We start from the raw sequence: 21,673 nt of genomic DNA on the forward strand, positions 1-21,673 counted from the left end.
AATCAAAAACTCAGAGAGTAGTAACTGATGAAAAACACACTGAAGAAGTCAAAATATCTGGCCCTGCCGCTAGCACTGATTCTGGTCGGTTGCGGTGCTGATTACCCATCGAAAAGCGAAGCGAGAAGTGCAGTTGAAACCGCGGCAGTCCAAGCCGCACAGGCAATGGGTGGCTTATTTGAAATTGAACTGGATGACATTGATCTAAGCGATTGTAATGTCGTCGGCAACGAAGAAGACGGTATTGTTTCATGTCATGTCACGGCAAAAGCAACCACAACAATGAGTTTATTCGGTGAATCAGCCACCGAAGTGAGTGACTTCAGTGAGCAAGTCGAATTCCAAAAAATTGATAGTGAATGGGTCGCTATCTAATCGACAAAGACGATTCAAAAAACAGTTATCCATTTTTTGCTAAACAGGGCGTGTAAGCCCTGTTTCTGCATCTTGCACGCTACGCGTTCTCAAGGCAAAATCAAGCACTTGAGAAGTAACAATCACATCGGAAGCTTTATGTGATTGCAAGAATAGATACAGGATACATGTTTCAGAAGCAGTCTCTATTGGAGCGAATAGACGCCACCGAAATTCTGAATGGCTGGCAGTCCCGCGACAAAGAAAAATCCAATGATTTTTTCGTCGCCGCTTATCAAGATATATATTCCATCGTCAAATCCATGCTCGATAAAAAACAACCTCACGGTACGCTTTTCAGTCAATCCAGCGCAACGGAATTGACCCATGAAGCGATTTTGAAGCTCAATAAGTGGCGAAATGACGAAACACCCTTCACGCAGCGCAAAGAGTTTGTGGACTATGTCCGATGCTCAGTTTGGCACTTGCTTTTTGCCGACCATGAAAACAGTCAGCAAAAAGAGGAGGGTAAAAAAGAGTATGCAGACGTAGAGCAATTAAAAGCCGTCGCCCACCTACCTGACTACTCTTTGAGTCGCGATCTGTACCTCGTGCTTACGACATTGCGAAGCCGTTACCCAGAGCAAGCTGATGCGTTTGAATACAAACATTTTGCAGCCGTCTCCAATAAACAAATCGCCATGCTACAGAATGTGAGCGAACGCACCGTTAATAACCGCCTTTTGTTCGCGACAAACTACCTTAGAAAAGCCCTCGCTTGATGGAAATATCTGACCTCTACGTCGAGTTGCTGGCATTGTCTCCCAGCGAACAGCGCATTCGCCTTGGGCAGATCAGAGAAGAAAACGCAGACATTGCCGATGACTTGGCATCCATGCTGGATCTGCCTTGTGATGACCTGACGGATATCAGTGACGCTCTCTTTTCTTCGCACTCCCAACATCAGTCTTCACCCGATTTTATCGGGAAAGAGGTCATGGGGTTTCGCATTGAGAAAGTGCTGTCGGAAGGCGGTGCCACAGGACAAGTTTTCCTCGCGTCTCAACACCTTTCCTCGCCAGATAAACCTGAGCATTGCCAACACTTTGCTGCTGTAAAAATACTGCGTGGAAGCGTGCTTAATCTGCGCGCACGACAAACACTTTTTTATCGGGAAGCCAGCAATCTTATTGCCTTAAACCACCCCTACATTTGCCAGTTCTACGGCTCTGGCGAGATAGAGGGCACACCGTGTATCGTCACCGAGTATGTCAATGGCAACCAACTCGACGTTTATCTCGATACGCACCGCCCAACGAAAGCGGAACGCCTCCATCTGCTTAAGCAATTGATGGACGGCATGGCGTATGCTCATAGCCGCGGGCTTTACCACGGTGATCTGAAACCACAGAACCTTTTGGTTGATGACCAAGGTAACCTGAAAATTATCGACCTAGGCTTTTCTAAACGCATTGACGACCAAGCCAACCAAGACGGTGGAATCGCGAAAGATTACATCAGTGCATTTTCTCGATATTGGAGTGCTCCTGAGCAAAAAGACGGGATTTGGTACCGTTCTCGCTCTGACATTTACTCGCTGGGTATGTTGTTTTTCTATCTACTCTCTGAAAACAACGACCCATACGCTGTAGAAGAATTTCAGTCTGGCGTCAGACCTGAGTATTTTGTTGGAAGAGGATTTGGCAAAGAAAGTGCCGCCATTATCGCCAAAGCGGTGAGCCATGATGCGTCACTACGTTATCGCGATGCCGACGAAATGCAGCAAGACATTTTGAGATGGCTCAATCGATTTCCTGTCGATGCCTACTCGCAAAGCCTGTTCTATCGTGCACGGAAAGGCATCACGCGTTGGCCGCTCACGTCGGCGATCGTCCTCGTAAGTACGGCCTTGTTGGTCGCAGCTTCCGTGTCTCTCATTCGTCAGCACGTTGCACTGGTACTTGAAAAACAAACCAGTGATGAAGTGGTAGAACAGCTCTCCAACGTCCTGCTCTACTCTCAACCCGAGCTTGCCCATACCTTTGAAACACCGAGTATCGAGAGCTTATATCGATATGCGGCCAAAGAATGGGTAGCCTCACATTCCGTCATGACCGATGGCGCGAGATTCCAGACAGGTTCACTGCTGATCAAAGGCCTACAATCACTCTATATACATGACGACACCCACGCCATTTTGAAAGCGTTGAATGCTAACGTCTCCGTATTTAGTGATGAGCAGCAAGCCATATTGCGCTTTTATCAGGTACGAAATTTACGGCTAAAAGCCTCAAGTGACAAAGCATGTATCAACACCTGGGGTGAGAGCACAGGGTGCTGGGCGCATGCGTTTTCAGCGGAAGCATGGTCACACTTGTCAGCTTACCCCCAGCATTCGTTCTATGATTGGTTGATTTTCGGCGAGCTCGTCAACATGCCAGGCTTTCAGCTTGTCCCATTCCAGCGGTTAGTGGGTCCTATCACTGACAACATTTTGGATTTCATCCTGACCGACAATACGCGGTGGCAAGCACTTTCGTTCAGTGAAAAACACGACCTCCTGCAAACCTTTCAACACCGCATGATGAAAGTGAATGAACCCATCGCACAAGAAAAAAGCCAAGCTCTGTTTGCCATTGTTGATGAGTGGATTAAGCAAACCTCGTTTGCCAGCGAAACCTATCTCGCCGTCAGCTCCGCCCTAAATCTAGCGTATGTGTTTGATGATAAATCTAAAATTGGCAAGTACTCAGAGACTAAAGACACACTAAAGGCGGAGACACTTTCGCTCAATACAACGATGTTGTCCTACGAACCATTGGTTCAAACTCAGTTGAACAACCCTAAAAAGTCGCTCATTGCATTGAAAGAAACCGAAGTGGAAATTGCAGAAAAATTTGGCGAACAGAATGCATTGGCGAAAAATGCTATCGAGGCCCTATCGAGTGCCTATTTCTTGCTGGGAGCAACGGAAAAAGCACAAGAGGTTCTCTCGTTAGACCAAACACCACAATTTCAAATAAGCGCGAAGTTACAACCTTTGTTTGGCACAACGCCATCGCAAATGACACTGGCAATATTCCACCGAGATTGGGATAGCTTTCACTCAGCTTATTCGCAATATATGGCCCTTTCGGCACTGCAGAACGATCAAAGACAGCCCTCTCATGACAATATTTATCAGTTGTTCAATGCGCTGCTTATCAAAGACTCAGAATCGCCCACAGAGGCGACTCTGAAAGCGCAACTCCCACAGTTCATTAATGGGACCAGCGCGCTGATCTACCTGCACTTTGCCACAGGGATTACAGGTCACCCCTCACTTAGCGATGCGTTTTATAACGCAGTATCTGAAAACTCGTTGTCTGACTTTACCATCATGTATCTTTCAAACGGTGTCCCCTTGATGGAAGAAGCGGTGGCGTACTATACGCGGACGCTCATGCAACGAGGACAATTTGCGCGCGCTGAAACCATCATTCGTAACGTTTTTAAGCAACACAATAAACAATGGTACGGGTCAGACTTTCTCAAAATACAGGTGCTGTACCTTGCGGAAGGTTATGTACAAAACGGCAACCTGAAAGTGGCTAAGTTACTTTTGGAAGAGTACGCACTCACCGCAGCAGATTTTTCTTTCCGAAAAGACCTAGCGGGGTTGGCGGCAGGCATTGATAGCAGGCTTAAATCTATCTGACAAAAAGCCCGCTATCTCGGCGGGCTTTGTGTCTGGTTCCGTTAGTCCATGGTCGGCATGGTGAACGCACTGCTATGATCTTCTAAACGCACGCTTGCCGGCCAGCGAGTCGTTACCGTCTTCATTCGGGTGTAGAAGCGCACTCCGTCATTCCCATGCACGTTTAACGGCCCAAAGATAGAGCGCTTCCAGCCGCCAAAACTGTGGAATGCCATCGGAACCGGAATCGGCACGTTCACGCCAACCATACCAGCCAACACATCTTCACTAAATTGACGTGCGGTATCACCATCACGGGTAAAGATCGCCGATCCATTGCCGTATTGGTGTTGGTTTATCAAGGTCAACGCCGTTTGATAATCCGGCGCGCGAACGATAGATAACACTGGGCCAAAAATCTCATCTTGGTAGATAGTCATATCTGGCTTTACATCATCAAAGAGTGTTGGGCCCACGAAATAGCCGTTTTCATGGTCCGCGACCTTACAATTTCTGCCATCAACAACCAAGGTTGCGCCCTGCTCTACGCCAGCATCGATATAGCCCAGTATTTTGTCCCTGTGCGCTGCCGATATCACGGGTCCCATATCGTTTTCTCTGCCGTCGACAATCCCCGGACCGACGCGCATCTTCTGAATGCTCTTGGCCAGTGAATCAACCAGTCTGTCTGCGATTTCATCGCCCACTGCCACAACCACAGACAGCGCCATACAGCGCTCACCTGCAGCACCAAAACCCGCGCCAACAATGGCATTACTCGCCATGTCTAAGTCTGCATCAGGCATCAATATGCAGTGATTTTTCGCCCCACCAAGTGCCTGACAACGCTTACCATGCGCTGAAGCAGTAGTGTATATATACTCTGCGATGGGTGTCGAACCGACGAAGCTCACTGCCTGAACACGCGGGTCTGTCAACAACACATCGACGGCTTCCTTATCGCCATTTACGACGTTAAATACGCCATCAGGTAATCCTGCTTCTTTGAGAAGTTTCGCCATCATAAGACCTAAAGACGGGTCTTTTTCTGATGGCTTTAAGATGAAAGTATTCCCAGTTGCGAGGGCAATGGGGAACATCCACATTGGCACCATCGCGGGAAAGTTAAACGGTGTGATACCCGCACAAACACCCAAAGGTTGCATGATAGAGTGGCTATCTACCGTCGAGCCAACATTCGCCGAGCTTTCCCCTTTTTGGAGATGGGGAATGCCGCAGGCAAATTCCACCACCTCTAATCCACGCGTTAGCTCACCGACAGCATCGGAATACACTTTGCCATGTTCATTACTGATCATCCTCGCCAACGCATCTTGGTTAGCCTCCAGCAATGCTTTGAATTTAAACATCACACGAGCACGTCTTAGTGGCGGCGTCTTTGCCCAGCTAGGAAATGCCGCCTGCGCGGCCTCTATTGCTTTCTTGGTGTCTTCAACCGTGCTCAACACAACACGTCGGGTCTGTTCACCCGTCGCTGGATTAAAAATAGGCGCAAAGCGAAGGCTATTGCTGTCCGTCACTTCACCGTTGATAAAATTTTGGATCGTTTCCATGTCTGAATTTCCCTATTCACGTGGTTCAGTTTGAACGCCAAAGATCAATTAAGGTGATGAAGTTGGTTTTCACTGCCTGCATGAATTTGGCATCATCCAACTTACCCTGCATCCATTGTTTACTCGGCTCTCCAAAGATAGTGCGACCGATGGCGAAGCCTTTCACATGCTTTGATTGCTTGGCGATGGAAAAACCGTTTGCTAAGGCATCCACTGGAGCATCCAACCCGAGGAGCAATACGCCACGACAATGTGTGTCCTGTCCATCGATTAGAGCGTCTACACCCTGCCACTCCTCTTGCATCAAAGGTGGAAGCTTCCACCAATCCGGCTTAATGCCTAAGTCATACAATCGCTGCATCGTATGGAGATAGTAAAACTGTCCACTTTCCACATTTGAGTGCGGCATGGATTTCGGAAGTATCACTTCAACAAGTAATTCGTTACCGCTCGCACAACACGCTTCATACACTTCTTTCAACAAACTTTCCTGACGCGCCTTCAACTTGGCGGCATCATCGGGATGGTAGAAGACCAAACATTTAACGACCTGTTCTTTGGGCCAACTGGCAAGTTGCGTCCCTATGTTTCCATGTTCAAGCTGAAGCGGACGAGACCCAGGGAGTTCAATAGGTCTTCCAACCCAACACCTTTTAGTGACGTTGTCACCAAACCCAGTAGCGTCATTGAGAATATCCATCCCAAACGTCGAGTCACACAGAATGCCAGCTTTCCCTTGCAGGCCTTTTTCCTCGACAACGTTTTGCGTGGCTTGCCAAATAAGCTTTTTCAAATACGGAATATGGGCAACGTCGATATCCGCTTCTCGGGCCATCTCGACAAACTGGGCGCGATGGTCAAACGCCAGCACACACAATTCCGGCCAACCTCTTTCCCGCGTGGTCACGCGATGCAAATGATTGAGCATGGTATCTTTGTCTGGTCGGGGAATTTGATGTTCGTTTGCGAGGTAATAATCCAACTCTTCCCGCGTTGGCATTGCTGGAGAACAACCATGACGCGAAACCACCAGCGCACCGCACGCGTTGGCGTATCGACAGCTTTGTTCCCAAGGCTCGTCGTTTACATACCCTCTTAACAGACCAGACATAAAGGCATCGCCCGCCCCCAGCACGTTGAGCACATCAACACGCACACCGCGAATGGTGATGCCATCATCCAACGAATCACCAATGTCTTGCTCAAATACACTGCACCCTAGCGGGCCACGTTTGCAAACCAGTGTCGCGTTAGTGAACTCTCGAACGTTGCGCAGGGCTGCAACGGAGTCTTCTGACCCACCTGCAATATGAAATTCCTCTTCGGTACCGACAATCAGGTCAAATAAGCCGAGCACTTCTTGCAGGCTTTGCGTCACCGACGCCGATTCGATATAGCGCGTTTCGCCATCTCCTAACGAGGTTAGCCCCCAAAGAACCGGACGGTAATCGACATCGAGTGCCGTTCTTACACCATGCTTTCGGGCATAGTTTAAGGCGGTGATCACTGCTTCGCGGGATTTTGGGTTGGAGAGGTGCGTCCCTGTGATTGCAAGGCATTTGGCCGAGGCAATGTAGTCTTCGCTAATGTCTTCGGGAACAATTGCTTGGTCCGCACAGTTGTCACGATAAAAAATAAGAGGAAAGGTTTCAGAATCTTTAATGCCCAGAACCACCAGTGCGGTTAAGCGCTCTTTATCGGTAATGATGTGGCTGGTATCGACGCCCGCTCGCGCTAACTCCTCGCAAACAAAACGGCCCATGTGTTCGTCGCCCACTCTGGCAAGCATGCCAGACTTCAGTCCTTGGCGCGCAGTTCCGTGCGCCACGTTGCCCGAGGAACCACCAAGATATTTCGCGAAAGTACGCATATCTTCCAATCGTGATCCTACTTGTTCACCATATAAGTCAACGGCTACGCGCCCAAGACATATTACATCTAACGCTTTACTCACCAGCTTAGCTCCCTGCTTAGGTTATCCATAACGAAATAAACGTTTCATTTAATGCTAAGCAAGACCCAACAAAAGCGCAACTTTTGAAATGAATATTTCAAAGCATTCTCCTTTGTATCCGTGTCGAATGCAGCGAGAGAAATACACAACAATCTGATTCCAATAAAAAATGCAGCCATTTTGCTGCATTTTTTATTTTCGTATATGTTGGAACGTCTATTTCAGTGCAATGGTCTGGTGAGATTCCAACGACGTTAAGCACGCATCTGCAAGAACGAGTGCTTGTTCTCCATCAATCCCTGTGCATTGCGGTTCTGATTTCCCTTCAAGCACATCAACAAAGTGTTGCCATTCATCGATATACGCGTCTTTATAACGCTCTAAGAAGAAGTTTTGAGGCTTAGCAGCCGTACAGTGCTCGTCTCCCCAATGTTCAACCAAGTGCTCTCGAACGTTACCCGCTTTAAGCATTCCTTTGCTGCCATGAAGCTCAATACGTTGATCGTACCCATAGCCAGAACGGCGACTATTGATGATGTTCGCCATTGCGCCCGATGGGAAGTGCAACACGATCACGGCACTGTCGATATCTCCCGCTTCTCCAATCGCTGGGTCAACGAGACAAGCACCATGTGCAGACACTGAACTGGGGTCTTCCCCCAGAATGTAGCGCGCCATGTCGAGATCATGAATCGACATATCCCGAAAAATACCACCGGAAACGTGAACATAGTCTGCCGGAGGAGGCGATGGATCACGTGATGTAATCACCAAGGTCTCGGCTTTACCCACGGCACCACTTTCAAACAATTCTCGTAATGTTCTAAATTGCGGGTCGTAGCGACGATTGAAGCCCACCAGAAGCTTCACGCCAGATTGGCTAACCACCTCTAAACACGCCTTCACTCGAGACAAACTGAGGTCTATTGGCTTCTCACAGAATATGGCCTTGCCCGCTTGCGCCGCTTTTTCAATAAGATCGGCGTGAGTATCTGTCGCTGAACAGATGCAGACTGCATCAATGTCTTTATTCGACATCGCCTCATCAACACTCATCACCTCAGCCCCGTATTGTTTAGCTAACTGGTTTGCACCCTCGAGATACGGGTCAATAACGGCTTTGATTTGAGTATTAGGATGTGCAGCAATATTAACAGCGTGGACTTTTCCTATCCGTCCACAACCAAATAACGCGATATTAAACATGCCTACTCCTTTTGCTGAATATCAGAATTTTGAATGCGTAAAACGAGACCTACTCGCCATGCTTTTGTGCATACACCGGGCTATTTACCCACGCGTGGTCCGCTTCCCACGTAAATAACCATTTGCGCACAGGGCCTGCCATCACATTGAGATAGTAACTGTCATAGCCAGCAATCGTCGCGACTGGGTGATAACCCTCTGGCACCATGACAACATCGCCATCGTAAACCGCCATGCATTCATCTAACTGGCGATCATCGGTGTAAACGCGCTGGATACAGAAACCTTGATGTGGGTTAAGGCGGTGATAATAGGTTTCTTCCAAATGTGTCTCTTCGGGGGGCGCATTTCTGTCATGCTTGTGGCTTGGATACGAACTCGTACATCCCTCATCGGTATAGACTTCTACCACGAGCAAGCTATCTGCATCTGCGGTATCCGGAAGGATGTTGTGGACGTAACGTTTATTGTTTCCGACGCCCCGCGCTTCGGCTCCCACATCCTCTGGGGCAATAACGCGTGATGGATAAGTGCCTTTACCTGGAGCCCTGCACACCGCCAACTCCAGTGGAGATGTCGCGATTAGCGACACATCATCACCCGCCGTGACATACACCGAGTAAGGTTTCGTTTTTTCAAAGGGACCGCTTCTCTCTCCTAGCTCGCCGATTGCTCTGCCGCAAAGCGAAAAATCCGCGCGCCCTCCCACCAATACAAGACAAATTTCTTCGTCCGACTGGGTAGCGAAAGAAAGTGATTGCCCTTCTTCCAGTACGTAGGCCTCAAATCCTACGTATTCCCAACCTGCGGTTTGCGGCGTTATATGCTGAAATCGCCCATTCGCCTCCAAGGCTGTTCGCTTTTTCAGTAATTCAGACATCACACCTCCTTGTCTGTCTAGCGCAATCAAATTAATGACTCTCGACTTGCAAATAATAGAACATTTTTTTCAGTTCTCACTATTTTGAAATTAATATTTCATTTTGGTGTTAAAGTGAAATACAGGACGGGATGAAAAAGTGATCAGGAGATCTGCGATGCGTGCTCTTCAAACACCTAAGACGTATTACAGCACAAAGGATTGTGACCTCGATGAGTTCAGCCTGTTTTGCTCAGCTTCCACCAGTGCGGAACACTACCCTCTGGCTTCCCAAGTAATTAGTAATGTGCTTGTTTATCAGGGGGATGACATCAGAAAGAATCTGTCAGAGGTCAGAGACTATCAGGCAGAATTTGCCCATGCCCTCCTGACTGGCCCGGGCGTTTTCGTGATAAAAAATTTTTACGACGATACTTCCGTCATCGATAAAATGAGTGAGGTATTTGAACAAATTCTGAAATCAGAGAGTGGGTTTGGCGCGGGTGATCATTTTGGCGAAACAGGAGAGCTAGCGAACGGACGAATCTGGAATGTGTTTCAAAAGAGTGCTGACGTAAGCCCCGACAGCTTCATCCATTACTACAAAAACCCGTTACTTTTGGCCGTTAGCGAAGCTTGGCTGGGTCCGCATTTTCAGCTCACGGCACAAGTGAACATTGTGAGACCCGGTGGCAAAGCGCAAGTGTCCCACCGCGACTATCATCTTGGTTTCCAGCAGCCAGAAGAAACGAGTCGTTATCCGATCCACATACAACAGATGTCAGCTATGCTGACCCTTCAGGGTGCTGTGGCGCACACAGACATGCCGCTAGAAAGCGGCCCAACGAAACTGCTTCCCTTCTCTCACCTCTATCCATTGGGTTACGTGGCATACCACCAAAAGGCGTTTCAAGCCTACTTTGATGCCCATTGTGTACAGGTACCGTTAGAAAAAGGTGATGCGGTTTTCTTCAATCCAGCCTTATTTCATGCGGCGGGAGAAAACAGAACAACAGACTTCCATCGATGTGCGAATCTGTTGCAAGTTTCTTCCGCATTTGCAAAGCCGATGGAAACGGTCGATCTTGCCCACATTTGTCGAGTGCTATACCCATCACTGTTAACAATGTGGCATTCAGGCCAAGTCAGTAAAGAAGAAAAACATGCAATCGCGACAGCTTCATCTGACGGCTATTCGTTCCCGACCAATTTGGATACTGATCCACCCATTGGCGGACTGGCACCAGAAACCATGGAGGCATTGCTTATTCGGGCGTTAGACGAGAAGCTCGACCCTGCAAGTTTTGAGATTGCATTAGCGCAATTAAAAGAAAAGCAACGTACCTAAACACCAAAGAGTGTGTTTATGCGTCAGCTTTTCCGCTTAAACGAAACGCAAGCGATACCACAAGGCTTTGGGCCAGACACAAGCTTGCAGTTTGTGAGCGAAATGCGTCGACTTCTGCTTCATTGACCAGAAAGCAGATGTCGCTGTTCATGGCTAATGGACTGAGTTGGCTGTCTGTTAGCACAATCTGTTTGGCTCCAGACGGTGTCGCGCCTTCACATAAGGACACGGTTTCAGGTGAGTAAGGTGAAAAACTCGCCGCGACCAGAACGTCTTTCTCTCTGATTTGGCTTAGTTGTTCCGCCCCCATTCCACCAATGCTATCAACCAAAACAACCTTACGTTCCAAATGACTGAGCGCGTATGCCAGATAAGAGGCAATACTAAATGCCCTTCTCATCGCGAGGATGTAAATAGTTTCCGCTTCCTCTAGTAGATCAACGGCGTTATTCAGATCATGCTCGGGCACATTTGTAGCAAGCTCTTGAAGTGCCAACGTATTGGCATGCACGAATTGATTGAGAACATCGAGCGGTGTCTCGCCCCAATTGGCATTGCGCTCATTTCGCTGAGCCAATTGTGCACGTTTGGTATAACTGGAGGTTTCTTCCACCAGTTTTCGGCGAAATAGCTGTTTCATTTCATTGAAACCACTAAAGTCGAACGCATTAGCAAAACGAATAAGTGTGGAAGGTGGAACGTCTGCATGTTCAGCAATCACTGCAACGGTATCAAATGCTATGCTGTTGGGGTTATCCAACACATATTGCGCAACCTGTTGTAATCTTTTGCTTAATGTTGGATATCGCTGACGAATTTGTAGCTGCAATTCTGCAAGATGATTCGCGGTTGCCATGAGGATCCCTGTCTGACACATTCTAACGAAGTGTAATCTCTCCTTGTTTATATTGAAATAAACATTTTAATTTCAGACAGAAAGGGCAATTTTATGCATGCTACTTTTCGGTTACTGCGTTTTGGGGTATTTCTGGGTTGACCCTCGAACGACAGGTTCACAAGGTAAGGTTATTGAACGGGCAGGCAAATCAGAGTCCGCGATATGCTCAAACAAGGCATCTATTGTGCATTGAATCATTTCTTCGTTGGGTTGCCGGATCGTCGATAGGTTGTACGAACGGCTGTTAGCTAAGCGAATATCATCAACCCCTACTACCCCAATTTCTTCCGGAACACGACAGCCTAGCTCGTAGCGCAACGCATCCATCCCTCCACAAGCCATGATGTCATCCGCGTAAAATAAGGCATCTGGCTTCTCCGTATGCTGAAAAATTCGCAATGTCGCGTCGTATCCTGCGTCATAGCTAAACTCGCCACCTTCAACGACCTGCCATTCGTGGCAACCTCTCTCCATCAACCGCGCGATAAAACCACGCTGGCGATCAATCGTTGCAGACGTACCAATGGGACCTGCGACAAATGCAGGCTTTTTATAACCCGCATCCAACAGCATATCCGCAGCCATATTGCCTGCGAGAACATTGTCACAACTCACGACCGTCACGCTATTTTCTGTTGAATCGCGACCAAAAATTACCGCTGGGGTGTTTTGAGAGCGACAAGCCTCCACCAGCTTCAGCGGCAGCGAAGCAGACGTAATGATCAAGCCATCAACGTTGTATTCCATGACCAGTTCAACGGCTTCTTGAATATCCATATCGCCATCGACGTGGATGAGCAAACTGTGGCAATTACGGCGTTGAATTTCAGTGGTGAATCGGGAAAGAACAGGCAGATAAAATGGGTTATTAAAATCTGTCATTAAAATACCAACCAAACTGGAACGGGATTTAATCCCTCTCGCCAATCGGTTGGGTTTGTAATTGAGTGACGCAGCTGCTTTGAAAACTTTCTCACGCAGCGGTCTGGAAATGCTGGCTTCAGGGTTAAACGCTCTGGAAACGGCAGAGATAGAGACGCCAGCGGCCTCTGCAACTTCGACAACCGTTACCTTTCGTTTTTTCTGAATCGGCGAGGTTTCAGTAACCTGAGCTTCTTTTGACATACGCATTCCCGCTTAAAAATTCTTCCCTTGCTCTCTAGGCACTGCATTATCTTAATGAAATTGTTTGCAGCTGCACACCGCCTAATCACTGTGTGCCAAGTAATTTTGAGTTTTCGTGAGATAGCAAAGTACATGCTCCGTGACAGTTAGGGGGATTAAACTGCCACGGTGCATGCATATCAATTAACGGTATTCACCCGCCAGTTTCTCTACCAGCTCAACATTTTCTTTGGTCACGAAGCCAGGACCAGAGTTGATGTTGTTTGAAGGCGAGATGCCGTAACGGTTGTACAGCGTCAATACCATTACAGGCACATAACCTTGCAAGAATGGTTGCTGGTCGATACCCCACTGGATGTTGCCATCTTTGATGCCCTGAGCAATTTCGCCACTCAGGTCAAACGTACCGAAGTAGATTTTGCCAAGCTGACGGTTCTTATCAAGCGCACGAATGGTTGGGTGAGCCGACGTAGGGCCGAGTGTAAGCACTGCATCAGTATCTGGGTTTGCGCGTAGGTAAGCAGACACTTTCTTCTCGATACCTGTAGGATCCTGACCCACATCGATCATCTGGCTGCCCAGCTCTACGCCTAGCGCGTCAGCAAAACCCTGACAACGCTCAACAGATGCTGGGTTAGTAATGTAGTGGTTAACACACACAAAGCTCGTCACACCATCTTTCTTAGCGCGTTTACCTGCACCGAAACCGGCATCATATTCTGGTTGCCCGACGTGTAGGATTGCACCCACATCTTCACTTTGCTGGTGTGTCCCAGAGTTGATGGTAACAACGGGAATGCCTTTCTTTTTCGCTTTCTCCAGTGGACCTTTTAGCACTTCATAATCTGCGATGGTCGTAATAATACCGTCAGGGTTTGATGCGACGGCCTGCTCGATAATACGTGCCATGTCTGCCAAGTCGCCAGTAGTAGGATTACGGTATTCCACTTCCACATTGAGCTGCTCGCCCGCCGTGCCAATCGCATTTTTAATCGTATTCCACCAAGAATCTGAGTCCGGTGCGTGGCTGATCAGGACAAAACGCTCGCCTTCAGCGAGTGCTGTGCCTGGCAGCATAGCGGCCAAACTGGCTGCCATTGCTAACACAAGGACGGACGCTCTCTTTGCTACAGATTTAAGTAGGGTATTCATCCGGTGTTCTCCAAGTTACTTTATTGTTGGATCCTTTGCAGGCGTTACGGCCTACACGGTTACGGCGATACTTTTATGGGTTGCCAATTGCCCATTTGCTCTTCTTTCTTATGCCCAATCAGCCTGAAGCTGCAGGATTCAAGCATCTTCAGGTTGTTTGAATATATAAAAGCCTAGTTTGCAGAGGCAGCATCAGCATCTGCCCGCTGGAACTCAGCCAATTCAGCTTCGAGTGATTCGAGTTCTTGTCCACCCGCCATCATTTCGAGGATTTCTTCGCGTGTTACGTCTTTCTTCAACCACGTACCTAAGCTCTTTCCTCGGTTAAGTAAGGTAAAGCGATCAGCAATGGGGTAAGCGTGATGAACGTTGTGGGTGATCAGAATCACTGCAAGCCCTTTGCCACGCGCCCTTGCCACCACTTTCAGCACATTGGCAGACTGCTTAACACCCAGTGCAGCCGTTGGCTCATCGAGGATCAGCACTTTCGCGCCGAAATGAATGGCACGCGCAATCGCCAGACATTGACGCTCACCGCCTGACATAGTCCCGATGGGATGCTCTGGGTCACGCACATCAATGCCCATGTCTTTCATGCCTGCCTTGGCAATTTCATTGGCGCGCTTGGTATCGAACACTTCAAAGGGGCCGACTTTTTTCGTGAGTTCTCGGCCCATAAAGAAGTTGCGGGTCACGCTCATCAGCGGGACGAGCGCAAGATCTTGATACACGGTCGCAATACCCGCATCCAGCGCATCACGCGGTGAGCTGAAAACCGTGGGTTTGCCATTCATAAGAAATTCGCCTTCCGACGGCTTATGCACCCCGGCAAGCGTTTTGATAAGCGTGGATTTACCTGCACCGTTATCGCCAAGCAAGCAATGGACTTCGCCCATTTTCACTTCCATATCGATGTCTTTCAGTGCGATCACCGAACCGAAGTAACGGCTGACTTTCTTTAACTCTAGGATGTACTCTGACATGTATGTTCTCCTGAAATCCGTTTCCGTGGTCGTCGCGTTTTATCGCGCACTGGTGACTTTTTTGCGGATGAAGTTATTAAACAGCACCGCAATCAGGAGCATGACGCCAAGGAAGACGCGGAACCAATCTGAGTCCACGCCCGTAAAGAAAATCCCCATCTGAACCACACCGAAAATGAGCGCACCGAAGAACGCACCAATGACCGAACCATAACCACCGGTCAGCAGCGCACCGCCAATAACCGCAGCAATGATGGCTTCAAACTCTTTGAGCAGACCACGGTCAGCCGCCGCAGAGCCAAACTCCAATACTTGGCAAGCAGCAAACACAGTGGCGCAGAAAGCCGTGAACATAAACAGCATAATTTTCACGCGGTTGGTGGGTACACCCACATTTTTTGCTGCATTGGCGTCACCACCAGAAGCAAAAATCCAGTTTCCAAAACGAGTACGTAACAGGACAAAAGAACAGACTGCGGTCAGCAAGAACCACCAAACCACAACCATAGGAATGCCCGTGACAATGGGCGAACCATCAGAATAGGTTTCTATCCATCCCATACTGGCAAGCCAGTTGAAAAAGCCGACGCCGATTTCTCCGCCAAACATCGCCGCGAGCCAATCGCCTTCAGCAATGTTGCCAACACCTGAGATAATGGTTTTATTAGTGAGTGCGATAGAAAGTGCGATGGTGAGACCACGCAAAATGAACAGAAAAGCGAGGGAGACAATAAAGGAAGGTAATCCTGTTCGAACCACGATATACCCGTTTACAAAGCCAACGGCCATTGCGCCCACAAACGCAAAAATGATCGCAGCCCAAACCGGCCATCCCCAGTACACAGCGGGAATCGCTATCAACATACCCGCGAACCCAATCATTGAGCCGATAGACAAATCGAATTCACCGGCAATCATTAGGAGGCAGGCTCCGACAGCGATGATGCCAAGTTGCGCGGATACCGTGGTCCAGTTGACGATACCATCGGCATTGAACATACCTGAATCCCATGCCACAAGGGCAAAGAAAGCAAACACGAGAATAGCCCCAGAGACAGACCCTAGCTCTGGCCTAGACAATAAACTATTGAGTGTCGAGACCTTTCTAACACGCTCGTCTCCCGGTGCAATTGGCTTTGAATCTGCCTCTGTCTCGGCTTCTTTTACCGACATACTACCTCCACTATCCATTTATCGCTGGGTCAACACGACCCAACATTTCGCTGCAAAAAAGCAACGAGTCCATTAAGCGATTACCGTTTTCTCAATAAACACACGGCTCTTCTCAGCGTCTGTTTTGGCATCACTTTTCGCTGCTGGGTCGGTGTCCTGTTCAACGGTGACCCAACCTTTAAAATCAATATCTATCAAGGTTTGTTTAACGTCGTCGAAATCTACGCAGCCCTGTCCTAACGGGCAGAATATGTTGTTGCCAATCGCGGCATAAAAATCGGTGCCTGACGCAACAGATTCCGCCAATACGTCGGCATTGATGTCCTTAAAGTGAAGGTATTTCACTCTGTCTTTATAAGTGCGCAATACCTCACTCGGATCCATGCCCGCATACACACAATGGCCCGTGTCCACGCATAGAGACATGAGATCTGCTGGCAAATCTCGCATTGCCTTATCGAGTTCATCTCGATACTCAATGAAGGTGCCCGCATGAGCGTGGAGTGTCGGTGTTACGCCATATTCCGCGCATATTTCACCTACGCCTCTCAGCGTTTCCATCATTTGTGCCCACTGCTCGTCTGTCAGCCTTGTTGCGGTGTCCACTTGACCCGCCTGATCGGTGCGTGGTGAAGAGACATGATCAATCACGACCAGATAGTCCGCGCCTTGTTGTTGAAGGATTTGGCAGGTGGTATGGGTTTTCTCAAAAATCGCCTCGCGCTCTTCCGGCCTGTGCAGGTATACAAACAAGGTTCCAGCAATAAGCCCCAATGAACGTGACACCAGTGCTTCACTTAGCGTGTCTTTGTCTGTTGGTAAATAACCGAGAGGCCCCAACTCTGTCGCCCCATAACCTGCACCAGAAATCTCGTTCAATACGGTTTGCCAACTTGGGTTGGCCGGGTTGTCTGCAAACTCAATTCCCCATGAGCAAGGTGCATTCGCTATTTGTAGTTCCAATGAGGGCCTCCTGACCTTTTACGCTTCCATTAACTGCCGCTAATACCTGCGACTAACGCGAAGAAGTTGAAATCCACACACCTAAAATAGGATTTAAACTCTCGTTAACACTTTTTAAACATTTATGGTAATGATTTCATTTTGTCAAACTTCACACCGTCTCAAAATTGCGCAAATTTGCCTTGGATCGGTGCTAGCAATGAAAAAAGAGGCGTAAATCTCGTTTTTCAACATTCACGATTTGAAAACATTTTCATTACATGACTACTATTATGCAAACAAGGATAACGAGTGGGAGATTCCAGGATGGGTATAGTAAGACTCACAACCGCGCAGGCTTTAGTCCGCTATTTAGCAGCTCAACAAATTGAAATTGATGGCGAAGTTACGTCTTTATTTGGTTGTGCTTTTGCCATTTTCGGACATGGAAACGTGACCTGCTTAGGGCAGCAACTTTATGAAAATCAGTCCGTTTTTCCGACATGGCGTGGGCAAAATGAACAATCCATGGCTCACGCTGCTATTGCCTACGCGCGGGCAAATCAGCGCAGACGCATTGGTATCGCTACATCTTCGGTTGGGCCAGGTGCGGCGAATATGGTGACTGCCGCGGGTGTTGCCCACACGAATCGCTTACCTCTGTTGCTGCTTTGCGGGGACACGTTCCAGTCGAGACTTCCCGATCCTGTTCTTCAGCAAACTGAGCACTTTTCCGATCCGTCATTGACGGTTAACGATGCGTTCAAGTCAGTGACACGATTTTGGGACCGCATCAACGCCCCGTCGCAGTTAACCGTGGCACTGCCACAAGCAATCGCCACGATGCTCGACCCTGCTGACTGCGGACCTGCGCTCATTGCTTTGCCACAAGATGTACAAGGTGAAGCCTGGGATTTTCCGGAAAGTTTCTTTGCGCCAAAGGTACATCGCATTCGTCGCCCTCAACCAGAAGAGATCGACATTGAATTGGCGACCGACGCGATCAAAGCGGCCAAACGCCCTCTCATCATTGCTGGCGGCGGTGTTTTCTATTCAGGCGCGAGAGACACGTTAATCAACTTTGCTGAGAAGCATCAGGTGCCTGTCGTCGAAACCATCGCTGGACGTACCCTGCTTCCAGACGATCACCCGCTGAACTGCGGGCCTATTGGTGCAACAGGTTCAAACAGTGCAAACCATATGTGTCATGACGCTGATTTGGTGTTGGCCATTGGAACGCGATTGCAAGATTTCACGACCGGCTCTTGGACTGTATTTCGCGACCCTGACATGAAACTTATCAGCATCAACGCAGGTCGCTTCGATGCCACCAAACACATGGCGCAGTCCATCATTGCTGATGCCAAAACCGCCATTGCGCAGTTAGACACAAAACTGGGTGATCATTGTGCGGATGCTTCGTGGGTCGCCAAAGGCGTTGGAGAAAAAGCAGCATGGAAAGAGATTGTGAACGCACGAATGGCGGCAACTGAAACAGCCTGTCCATCCTACGCGCAAGTCATCGGTAAAGTGAATCAACTGGTTAACGAAGGCGACCGTGTGATCACTGCCGCCGGCGGTTTACCTGCAGAACTCAACATGAATTGGCAAGCCACCTACCCCTATTCACTCGACATAGAGTTTGGGTTTTCATGCATGGGCTATGAGCTCGCAGCGGGTTGGGGCAATAAGATCGCACGACCAGACAACGAATCTATCGTCATGGTTGGAGATGGTTCTTATCTGATGATGAATTCCGACATCTACAGTTCCGTGCTCACGGGTCACAAAATGATCGTGGTGGTGTGTGACAACGGGGGCTTTGCCGTTATCCGCAAGCTTCAAACCAACACAGGTAATGTTGCGTTCAATAACCAACTGGAAGACTGCACGACAGAGCGTGACTACGACTTGCCGCGTGTTGATTTTGTCAGCCATGCACGCGGATTAGGTGCGCATGCCGAGAAAGTCACTCACCTTAATGATTTCGACGACGCGTTTGAACGCGCCAAAGCGGCTGACCGCACCTATGTTCTGGTGCTCGATATTGACGATACCGTCTGGTCCTCCTGCGACGCGTGGTGGGAAGTTGGCCTTTCTGAAGTTTCCGATAATCCAAGTGTTAACGAAGCCCGCGATAACTGGGAAGCAGGTCGCCAACACCAACGCCGTGGCGTTTAAATTCAGCCAAAGGAGTGCGTGAACATGTTTAATGAAGAAACACAACTCACCCCAATCCGCTGGGGTATGGTCGGCGGCGGCAGAGGCAGCGAAATCGGTTATTCACACCGTGCGGCAGCACAACGTGATCGCCTTTTTACCTTTGTTGCTGGCGCGCTAGATATTGACCCTGAGCGCGGCCGTGATTTTGGTACCAAAATCGGGCTCGACCCTGAACGTTGTTATCCAGATTACAAAACTTTGTTTGTAGAAGAAGGAAAGCGAGAGGACGGCATTCAAGCCGTATCCATTGCAACACCCAACGGCACCCACTACGAAATCGCCAAAGCGGCGTTAGAGGCTGGGTTACATGTGGTGTGCGAAAAACCCGTGACCATTCATGTCGCAGACGCCGTTGAGCTTAAGGCTCTGGCCGAAAAGCAAAACAAAATGCTCGCGGTAATGTATGGCTACACTGGCTTTCCCATGGTTCAGCAAGCAAGGGAAATGGTTCAGCGCGGCGACATTGGTGCCGTACGCGTCGTTCAAATGTCTTTTGCTCATGGGTTCCACAATACTGAAGTGGAGAAAAACAGCCCCGGAGCCAAATGGCGAATGAACCCAGAGGTATCCGGCCCTAGCTTTATCATCGGCGATTGCGGCACACACCCTTTCTACATGGCGGGAATGATCACCGGTCTGAAAGTAAAATCACTGATGTGTTCTCGACAAAGCTTTATCGAATCCCGCTCGCCCCTTGAAGACAATGCACACATTGTTTTTCAGTTCGAAGGCGGTGCAGTCGGTACGCTTTGGGCAAGTGCGATCAACTGCGGCTCGATGCATCAACAAAAAATTCGCATTGTCGGAGAGAAAGCAAGCCTAGAGTGGTGGGACGAATATCCGAATCAGCTCAGGTACGAGATTCAAGGGGAACCTGTTCGCATTCTGGAACGGGGAATGGGCTATTTGCACAATGACGATCTGGGCGTTTCAGCGAACCGACAAGGTGGCGGTCATGCAGAGGGCTTCTTTGAGTCTTGGGCAAATATTTACCACCGCTATGCATTGGCGATTGATGCATTTGATCGCGGCGACGAGGCCTTTTTAGAAACACATTGGTACCCCGATATTAACGGCGGTATTGACGGTGTGAAGTTGGTAAACGCATGTGTGAGATCCGCCGACAATGGCGCGACATGGGTGGACTATGACTGATTCTATTCACCTGTCAGATTGGCACTCCAATGCAGAGCGACCACTAGACGTGATTTGCCTGGGTCGTGTTGGTGTTGATTTTTATGGCGTCACCGACGGTGCTGATTTCATTTCCGAATCAGGGTTTAAAAAGTGCGTGGGGGGGTCGTCAGGCAATGTCGCCGTTGGATTAGCCACGCTCGGTGCGCGAGTGGGTGTGATTTCTTGCTTGTCTGACGACGCGCAAGGCAACTATGTACGCCACTACCTTACAGGTAAAAGCATCAACCTTGATGGCGTATTCACGCTAGGTGGCGAATATCGCACCAGCTTGGCCATCGCCGAACTCCGGCCCGAACCTGACGTTGTCATTTACCGAAACAATGCAGCGGATCTCGCGTTAAATACGGATCATATCAAGACAGACTACCTCGCTTCCGCTCGGTGTCTTTTTGTTACTGGAACTGCGTTGTCACAAAGCCCTTCGCGAGAGGCCACCTTACATGCGATGCAAACCGCACAGATGGCAGGCACCTTGGTGGTACTCGATCTCGATTACCGACCTTATTCTTGGGCATCACCCGATGATCCGCCTCATTTTTATAAGCTCGCCGCCTCTTTTAGCGATGTTGTCATCGGCAACCGAGAGGAATTTGAAGTCATGGGCATGCCCTTTGATGTGGAAGAGAATCACGTCAACGCTGCCTCTGAGATGTTAAGCGGAAACACGGAACTCGTGATCGTTAAAGCGGGCTCTGAAGGGTGTGACGTGTTTGGCTTAGATATGGATAACAACCTTGTCAGCCTGTCCCAAACCGTCTTTCAGGTTGAAGCTCGAAAACCGTATGGTGCGGGAGATGCGTTTGCAGCAGCATTCCTATTTGGCCTTCTCAACCAGCAGTGCTTGAAAGATGCCGTGGCGATGGGAGCCGCAAACGCCGCACTCAATGTGACGGGCGATACGTGCGCTGACGCGATGTCAGCGCTCGAACCGCTAAAAACCTTTATGCAGCAAAGAGGCTATCAGTTTGCAGGAAGCAACTCGCCACTTTCAGGGAACGAATAAGGAGTA

General features: G+C 49.0%; 17 protein-coding genes. 7 read left to right on the forward strand and 10 right to left on the reverse strand.

Going from position 1 to position 21,673, the window contains the following annotated elements; all coding sequences use genetic code 11:
* Positions 1–27: 27 nt before the first annotated feature.
* The 3 genes from LRP49_RS19580 to LRP49_RS19590 all read left to right on the forward strand — a co-directional run bounded on the left by LRP49_RS19580 (position 28) and on the right by LRP49_RS19590 (position 4,051).
* A complete protein-coding gene (locus tag LRP49_RS19580; protein WP_274144175.1) occupies positions 28–375 on the forward strand; it encodes a hypothetical protein in 348 nt (115 codons plus the stop codon).
* Positions 376–542: 167 nt separating this feature from the next.
* Positions 543–1,136, forward strand: a complete 594-nt coding sequence (locus LRP49_RS19585) for an ECF-type sigma factor (RefSeq protein WP_274144176.1) — start codon at positions 543–545, stop codon at positions 1,134–1,136.
* Entirely contained in the window at positions 1,136–4,051 is a 2,916-nt protein-coding gene (locus tag LRP49_RS19590; RefSeq protein ID WP_274144178.1) for a serine/threonine protein kinase, read from the forward strand. The genes LRP49_RS19585 and LRP49_RS19590 overlap by 1 nt, the downstream gene beginning before the upstream one ends.
* A gap of 41 nt (positions 4,052–4,092) precedes the next feature.
* Here LRP49_RS19590 and LRP49_RS19595 read toward each other — a convergent pair whose 3' ends face one another.
* The 4 genes from LRP49_RS19595 to iolB form a co-directional block, all read right to left on the reverse strand.
* The gene (locus LRP49_RS19595) at positions 4,093–5,604 is read right to left on the reverse strand and encodes a CoA-acylating methylmalonate-semialdehyde dehydrogenase (RefSeq protein WP_274144180.1); all 1,512 of its coding nucleotides are present in this window, start codon (positions 5,602–5,604) and stop codon (positions 4,093–4,095) included.
* Between the two features lie 25 nt (positions 5,605–5,629).
* Positions 5,630–7,558, reverse strand: coding sequence for a bifunctional 5-dehydro-2-deoxygluconokinase/5-dehydro-2-deoxyphosphogluconate aldolase (locus LRP49_RS19600; RefSeq protein ID WP_274144182.1), 1,929 nt, complete (start codon positions 7,556–7,558; stop codon positions 5,630–5,632).
* A 216-nt stretch (positions 7,559–7,774) separates the two neighbouring features.
* Positions 7,775–8,764 carry an inositol 2-dehydrogenase gene (iolG, locus tag LRP49_RS19605; RefSeq protein WP_274144184.1) on the reverse strand — a complete coding sequence of 330 codons (990 nt, stop codon included), beginning with the start codon at positions 8,762–8,764 and terminating at the stop codon, positions 7,775–7,777.
* 49 nt (positions 8,765–8,813) lie between these two features.
* Entirely contained in the window at positions 8,814–9,644 is an 831-nt protein-coding gene (gene iolB / locus LRP49_RS19610) for a 5-deoxy-glucuronate isomerase (protein WP_274144185.1), read from the reverse strand.
* A gap of 157 nt (positions 9,645–9,801) precedes the next feature.
* Between iolB and LRP49_RS19615 the strand changes: the two genes are divergently transcribed.
* The gene (locus tag LRP49_RS19615) at positions 9,802–10,971 is read left to right on the forward strand and encodes a phytanoyl-CoA dioxygenase family protein (protein WP_274144187.1); all 1,170 of its coding nucleotides are present in this window, start codon (positions 9,802–9,804) and stop codon (positions 10,969–10,971) included.
* Positions 10,972–10,987: 16 nt separating this feature from the next.
* On the opposite strand, the gene LRP49_RS19620 is transcribed toward LRP49_RS19615, so the two are convergent.
* The 6 genes from LRP49_RS19620 to LRP49_RS19645 form a co-directional block, all read right to left on the reverse strand.
* Complete coding sequence (locus tag LRP49_RS19620; protein WP_274144189.1) at positions 10,988–11,827, reverse strand: MurR/RpiR family transcriptional regulator; 840 nt, start codon at positions 11,825–11,827, stop codon at positions 10,988–10,990.
* Between the two features lie 111 nt (positions 11,828–11,938).
* A complete protein-coding gene (locus tag LRP49_RS19625; protein ID WP_337992958.1) occupies positions 11,939–13,000 on the reverse strand; it encodes a LacI family DNA-binding transcriptional regulator in 1,062 nt (353 codons plus the stop codon).
* Between the two features lie 177 nt (positions 13,001–13,177).
* On the reverse strand, positions 13,178–14,146 hold the full coding sequence (locus LRP49_RS19630) for a sugar ABC transporter substrate-binding protein (RefSeq protein ID WP_274144193.1): 969 nt from the start codon (positions 14,144–14,146) through the stop codon (positions 13,178–13,180).
* A gap of 173 nt (positions 14,147–14,319) precedes the next feature.
* Entirely contained in the window at positions 14,320–15,129 is an 810-nt protein-coding gene (locus tag LRP49_RS19635; protein WP_274144196.1) for an ATP-binding cassette domain-containing protein, read from the reverse strand.
* A gap of 39 nt (positions 15,130–15,168) precedes the next feature.
* Positions 15,169–16,302 carry an ABC transporter permease gene (locus tag LRP49_RS19640; RefSeq protein WP_274144198.1) on the reverse strand — a complete coding sequence of 378 codons (1,134 nt, stop codon included), beginning with the start codon at positions 16,300–16,302 and terminating at the stop codon, positions 15,169–15,171.
* A gap of 72 nt (positions 16,303–16,374) precedes the next feature.
* Complete coding sequence (locus LRP49_RS19645; protein WP_274144200.1) at positions 16,375–17,265, reverse strand: TIM barrel protein; 891 nt, start codon at positions 17,263–17,265, stop codon at positions 16,375–16,377.
* A gap of 306 nt (positions 17,266–17,571) precedes the next feature.
* Here LRP49_RS19645 and iolD point away from each other — a divergent pair, with 306 nt between their 5' ends.
* The 3 genes from iolD to iolC are packed head-to-tail and all read left to right on the forward strand — an operon-like array spanning position 17,572 to position 21,667.
* Positions 17,572–19,425, forward strand: a complete 1,854-nt coding sequence (gene iolD / locus LRP49_RS19650; protein ID WP_274144202.1) for a 3D-(3,5/4)-trihydroxycyclohexane-1,2-dione acylhydrolase (decyclizing) — start codon at positions 17,572–17,574, stop codon at positions 19,423–19,425.
* 24 nt (positions 19,426–19,449) lie between these two features.
* Entirely contained in the window at positions 19,450–20,622 is a 1,173-nt protein-coding gene (locus LRP49_RS19655) for a Gfo/Idh/MocA family protein (protein WP_274144204.1), read from the forward strand.
* Positions 20,615–21,667, forward strand: coding sequence for a 5-dehydro-2-deoxygluconokinase (gene iolC, locus LRP49_RS19660; protein ID WP_274144206.1), 1,053 nt, complete (start codon positions 20,615–20,617; stop codon positions 21,665–21,667). Before LRP49_RS19655 ends, iolC begins: the two co-directional genes overlap by 8 nt.
* The last annotated feature ends 6 nt before the right edge of the window (positions 21,668–21,673 follow it).

This window comes from Enterovibrio qingdaonensis (genome assembly GCF_028683135.1).
GTDB lineage: Bacteria > Pseudomonadota > Gammaproteobacteria > Enterobacterales > Vibrionaceae > Enterovibrio > Enterovibrio qingdaonensis.

Bases quoted from the DNA above. Each gene is read 5' to 3' on its own strand.
- LRP49_RS19585 (WP_274144176.1), top strand. From the start codon at position 543: ATGTTTCAGAAGCAGTCTCTATTGGAGCGAATAGACGCCACCGAAATT.
- iolG (WP_274144184.1), bottom strand. From the start codon at position 8,764: ATGTTTAATATCGCGTTATTTGGTTGTGGACGGATAGGAAAAGTCCAC.
- LRP49_RS19640 (WP_274144198.1), bottom strand. From the start codon at position 16,302: ATGTCGGTAAAAGAAGCCGAGACAGAGGCAGATTCAAAGCCAATTGCA.
- LRP49_RS19630 (WP_274144193.1), bottom strand. From the start codon at position 14,146: ATGAATACCCTACTTAAATCTGTAGCAAAGAGAGCGTCCGTCCTTGTG.
- LRP49_RS19635 (WP_274144196.1), bottom strand. From the start codon at position 15,129: ATGTCAGAGTACATCCTAGAGTTAAAGAAAGTCAGCCGTTACTTCGGT.
- LRP49_RS19580 (WP_274144175.1), top strand. From the start codon at position 28: ATGAAAAACACACTGAAGAAGTCAAAATATCTGGCCCTGCCGCTAGCA.
- LRP49_RS19595 (WP_274144180.1), bottom strand. From the start codon at position 5,604: ATGGAAACGATCCAAAATTTTATCAACGGTGAAGTGACGGACAGCAAT.
- LRP49_RS19620 (WP_274144189.1), bottom strand. From the start codon at position 11,827: ATGGCAACCGCGAATCATCTTGCAGAATTGCAGCTACAAATTCGTCAG.
- iolD (WP_274144202.1), top strand. From the start codon at position 17,572: ATGGGTATAGTAAGACTCACAACCGCGCAGGCTTTAGTCCGCTATTTA.
- iolB (WP_274144185.1), bottom strand. From the start codon at position 9,644: ATGTCTGAATTACTGAAAAAGCGAACAGCCTTGGAGGCGAATGGGCGA.
- LRP49_RS19655 (WP_274144204.1), top strand. From the start codon at position 19,450: ATGTTTAATGAAGAAACACAACTCACCCCAATCCGCTGGGGTATGGTC.
- LRP49_RS19590 (WP_274144178.1), top strand. From the start codon at position 1,136: ATGGAAATATCTGACCTCTACGTCGAGTTGCTGGCATTGTCTCCCAGC.
- LRP49_RS19625 (WP_337992958.1), bottom strand. From the start codon at position 13,000: ATGCGTATGTCAAAAGAAGCTCAGGTTACTGAAACCTCGCCGATTCAG.
- LRP49_RS19615 (WP_274144187.1), top strand. From the start codon at position 9,802: ATGCGTGCTCTTCAAACACCTAAGACGTATTACAGCACAAAGGATTGT.
- iolC (WP_274144206.1), top strand. From the start codon at position 20,615: ATGACTGATTCTATTCACCTGTCAGATTGGCACTCCAATGCAGAGCGA.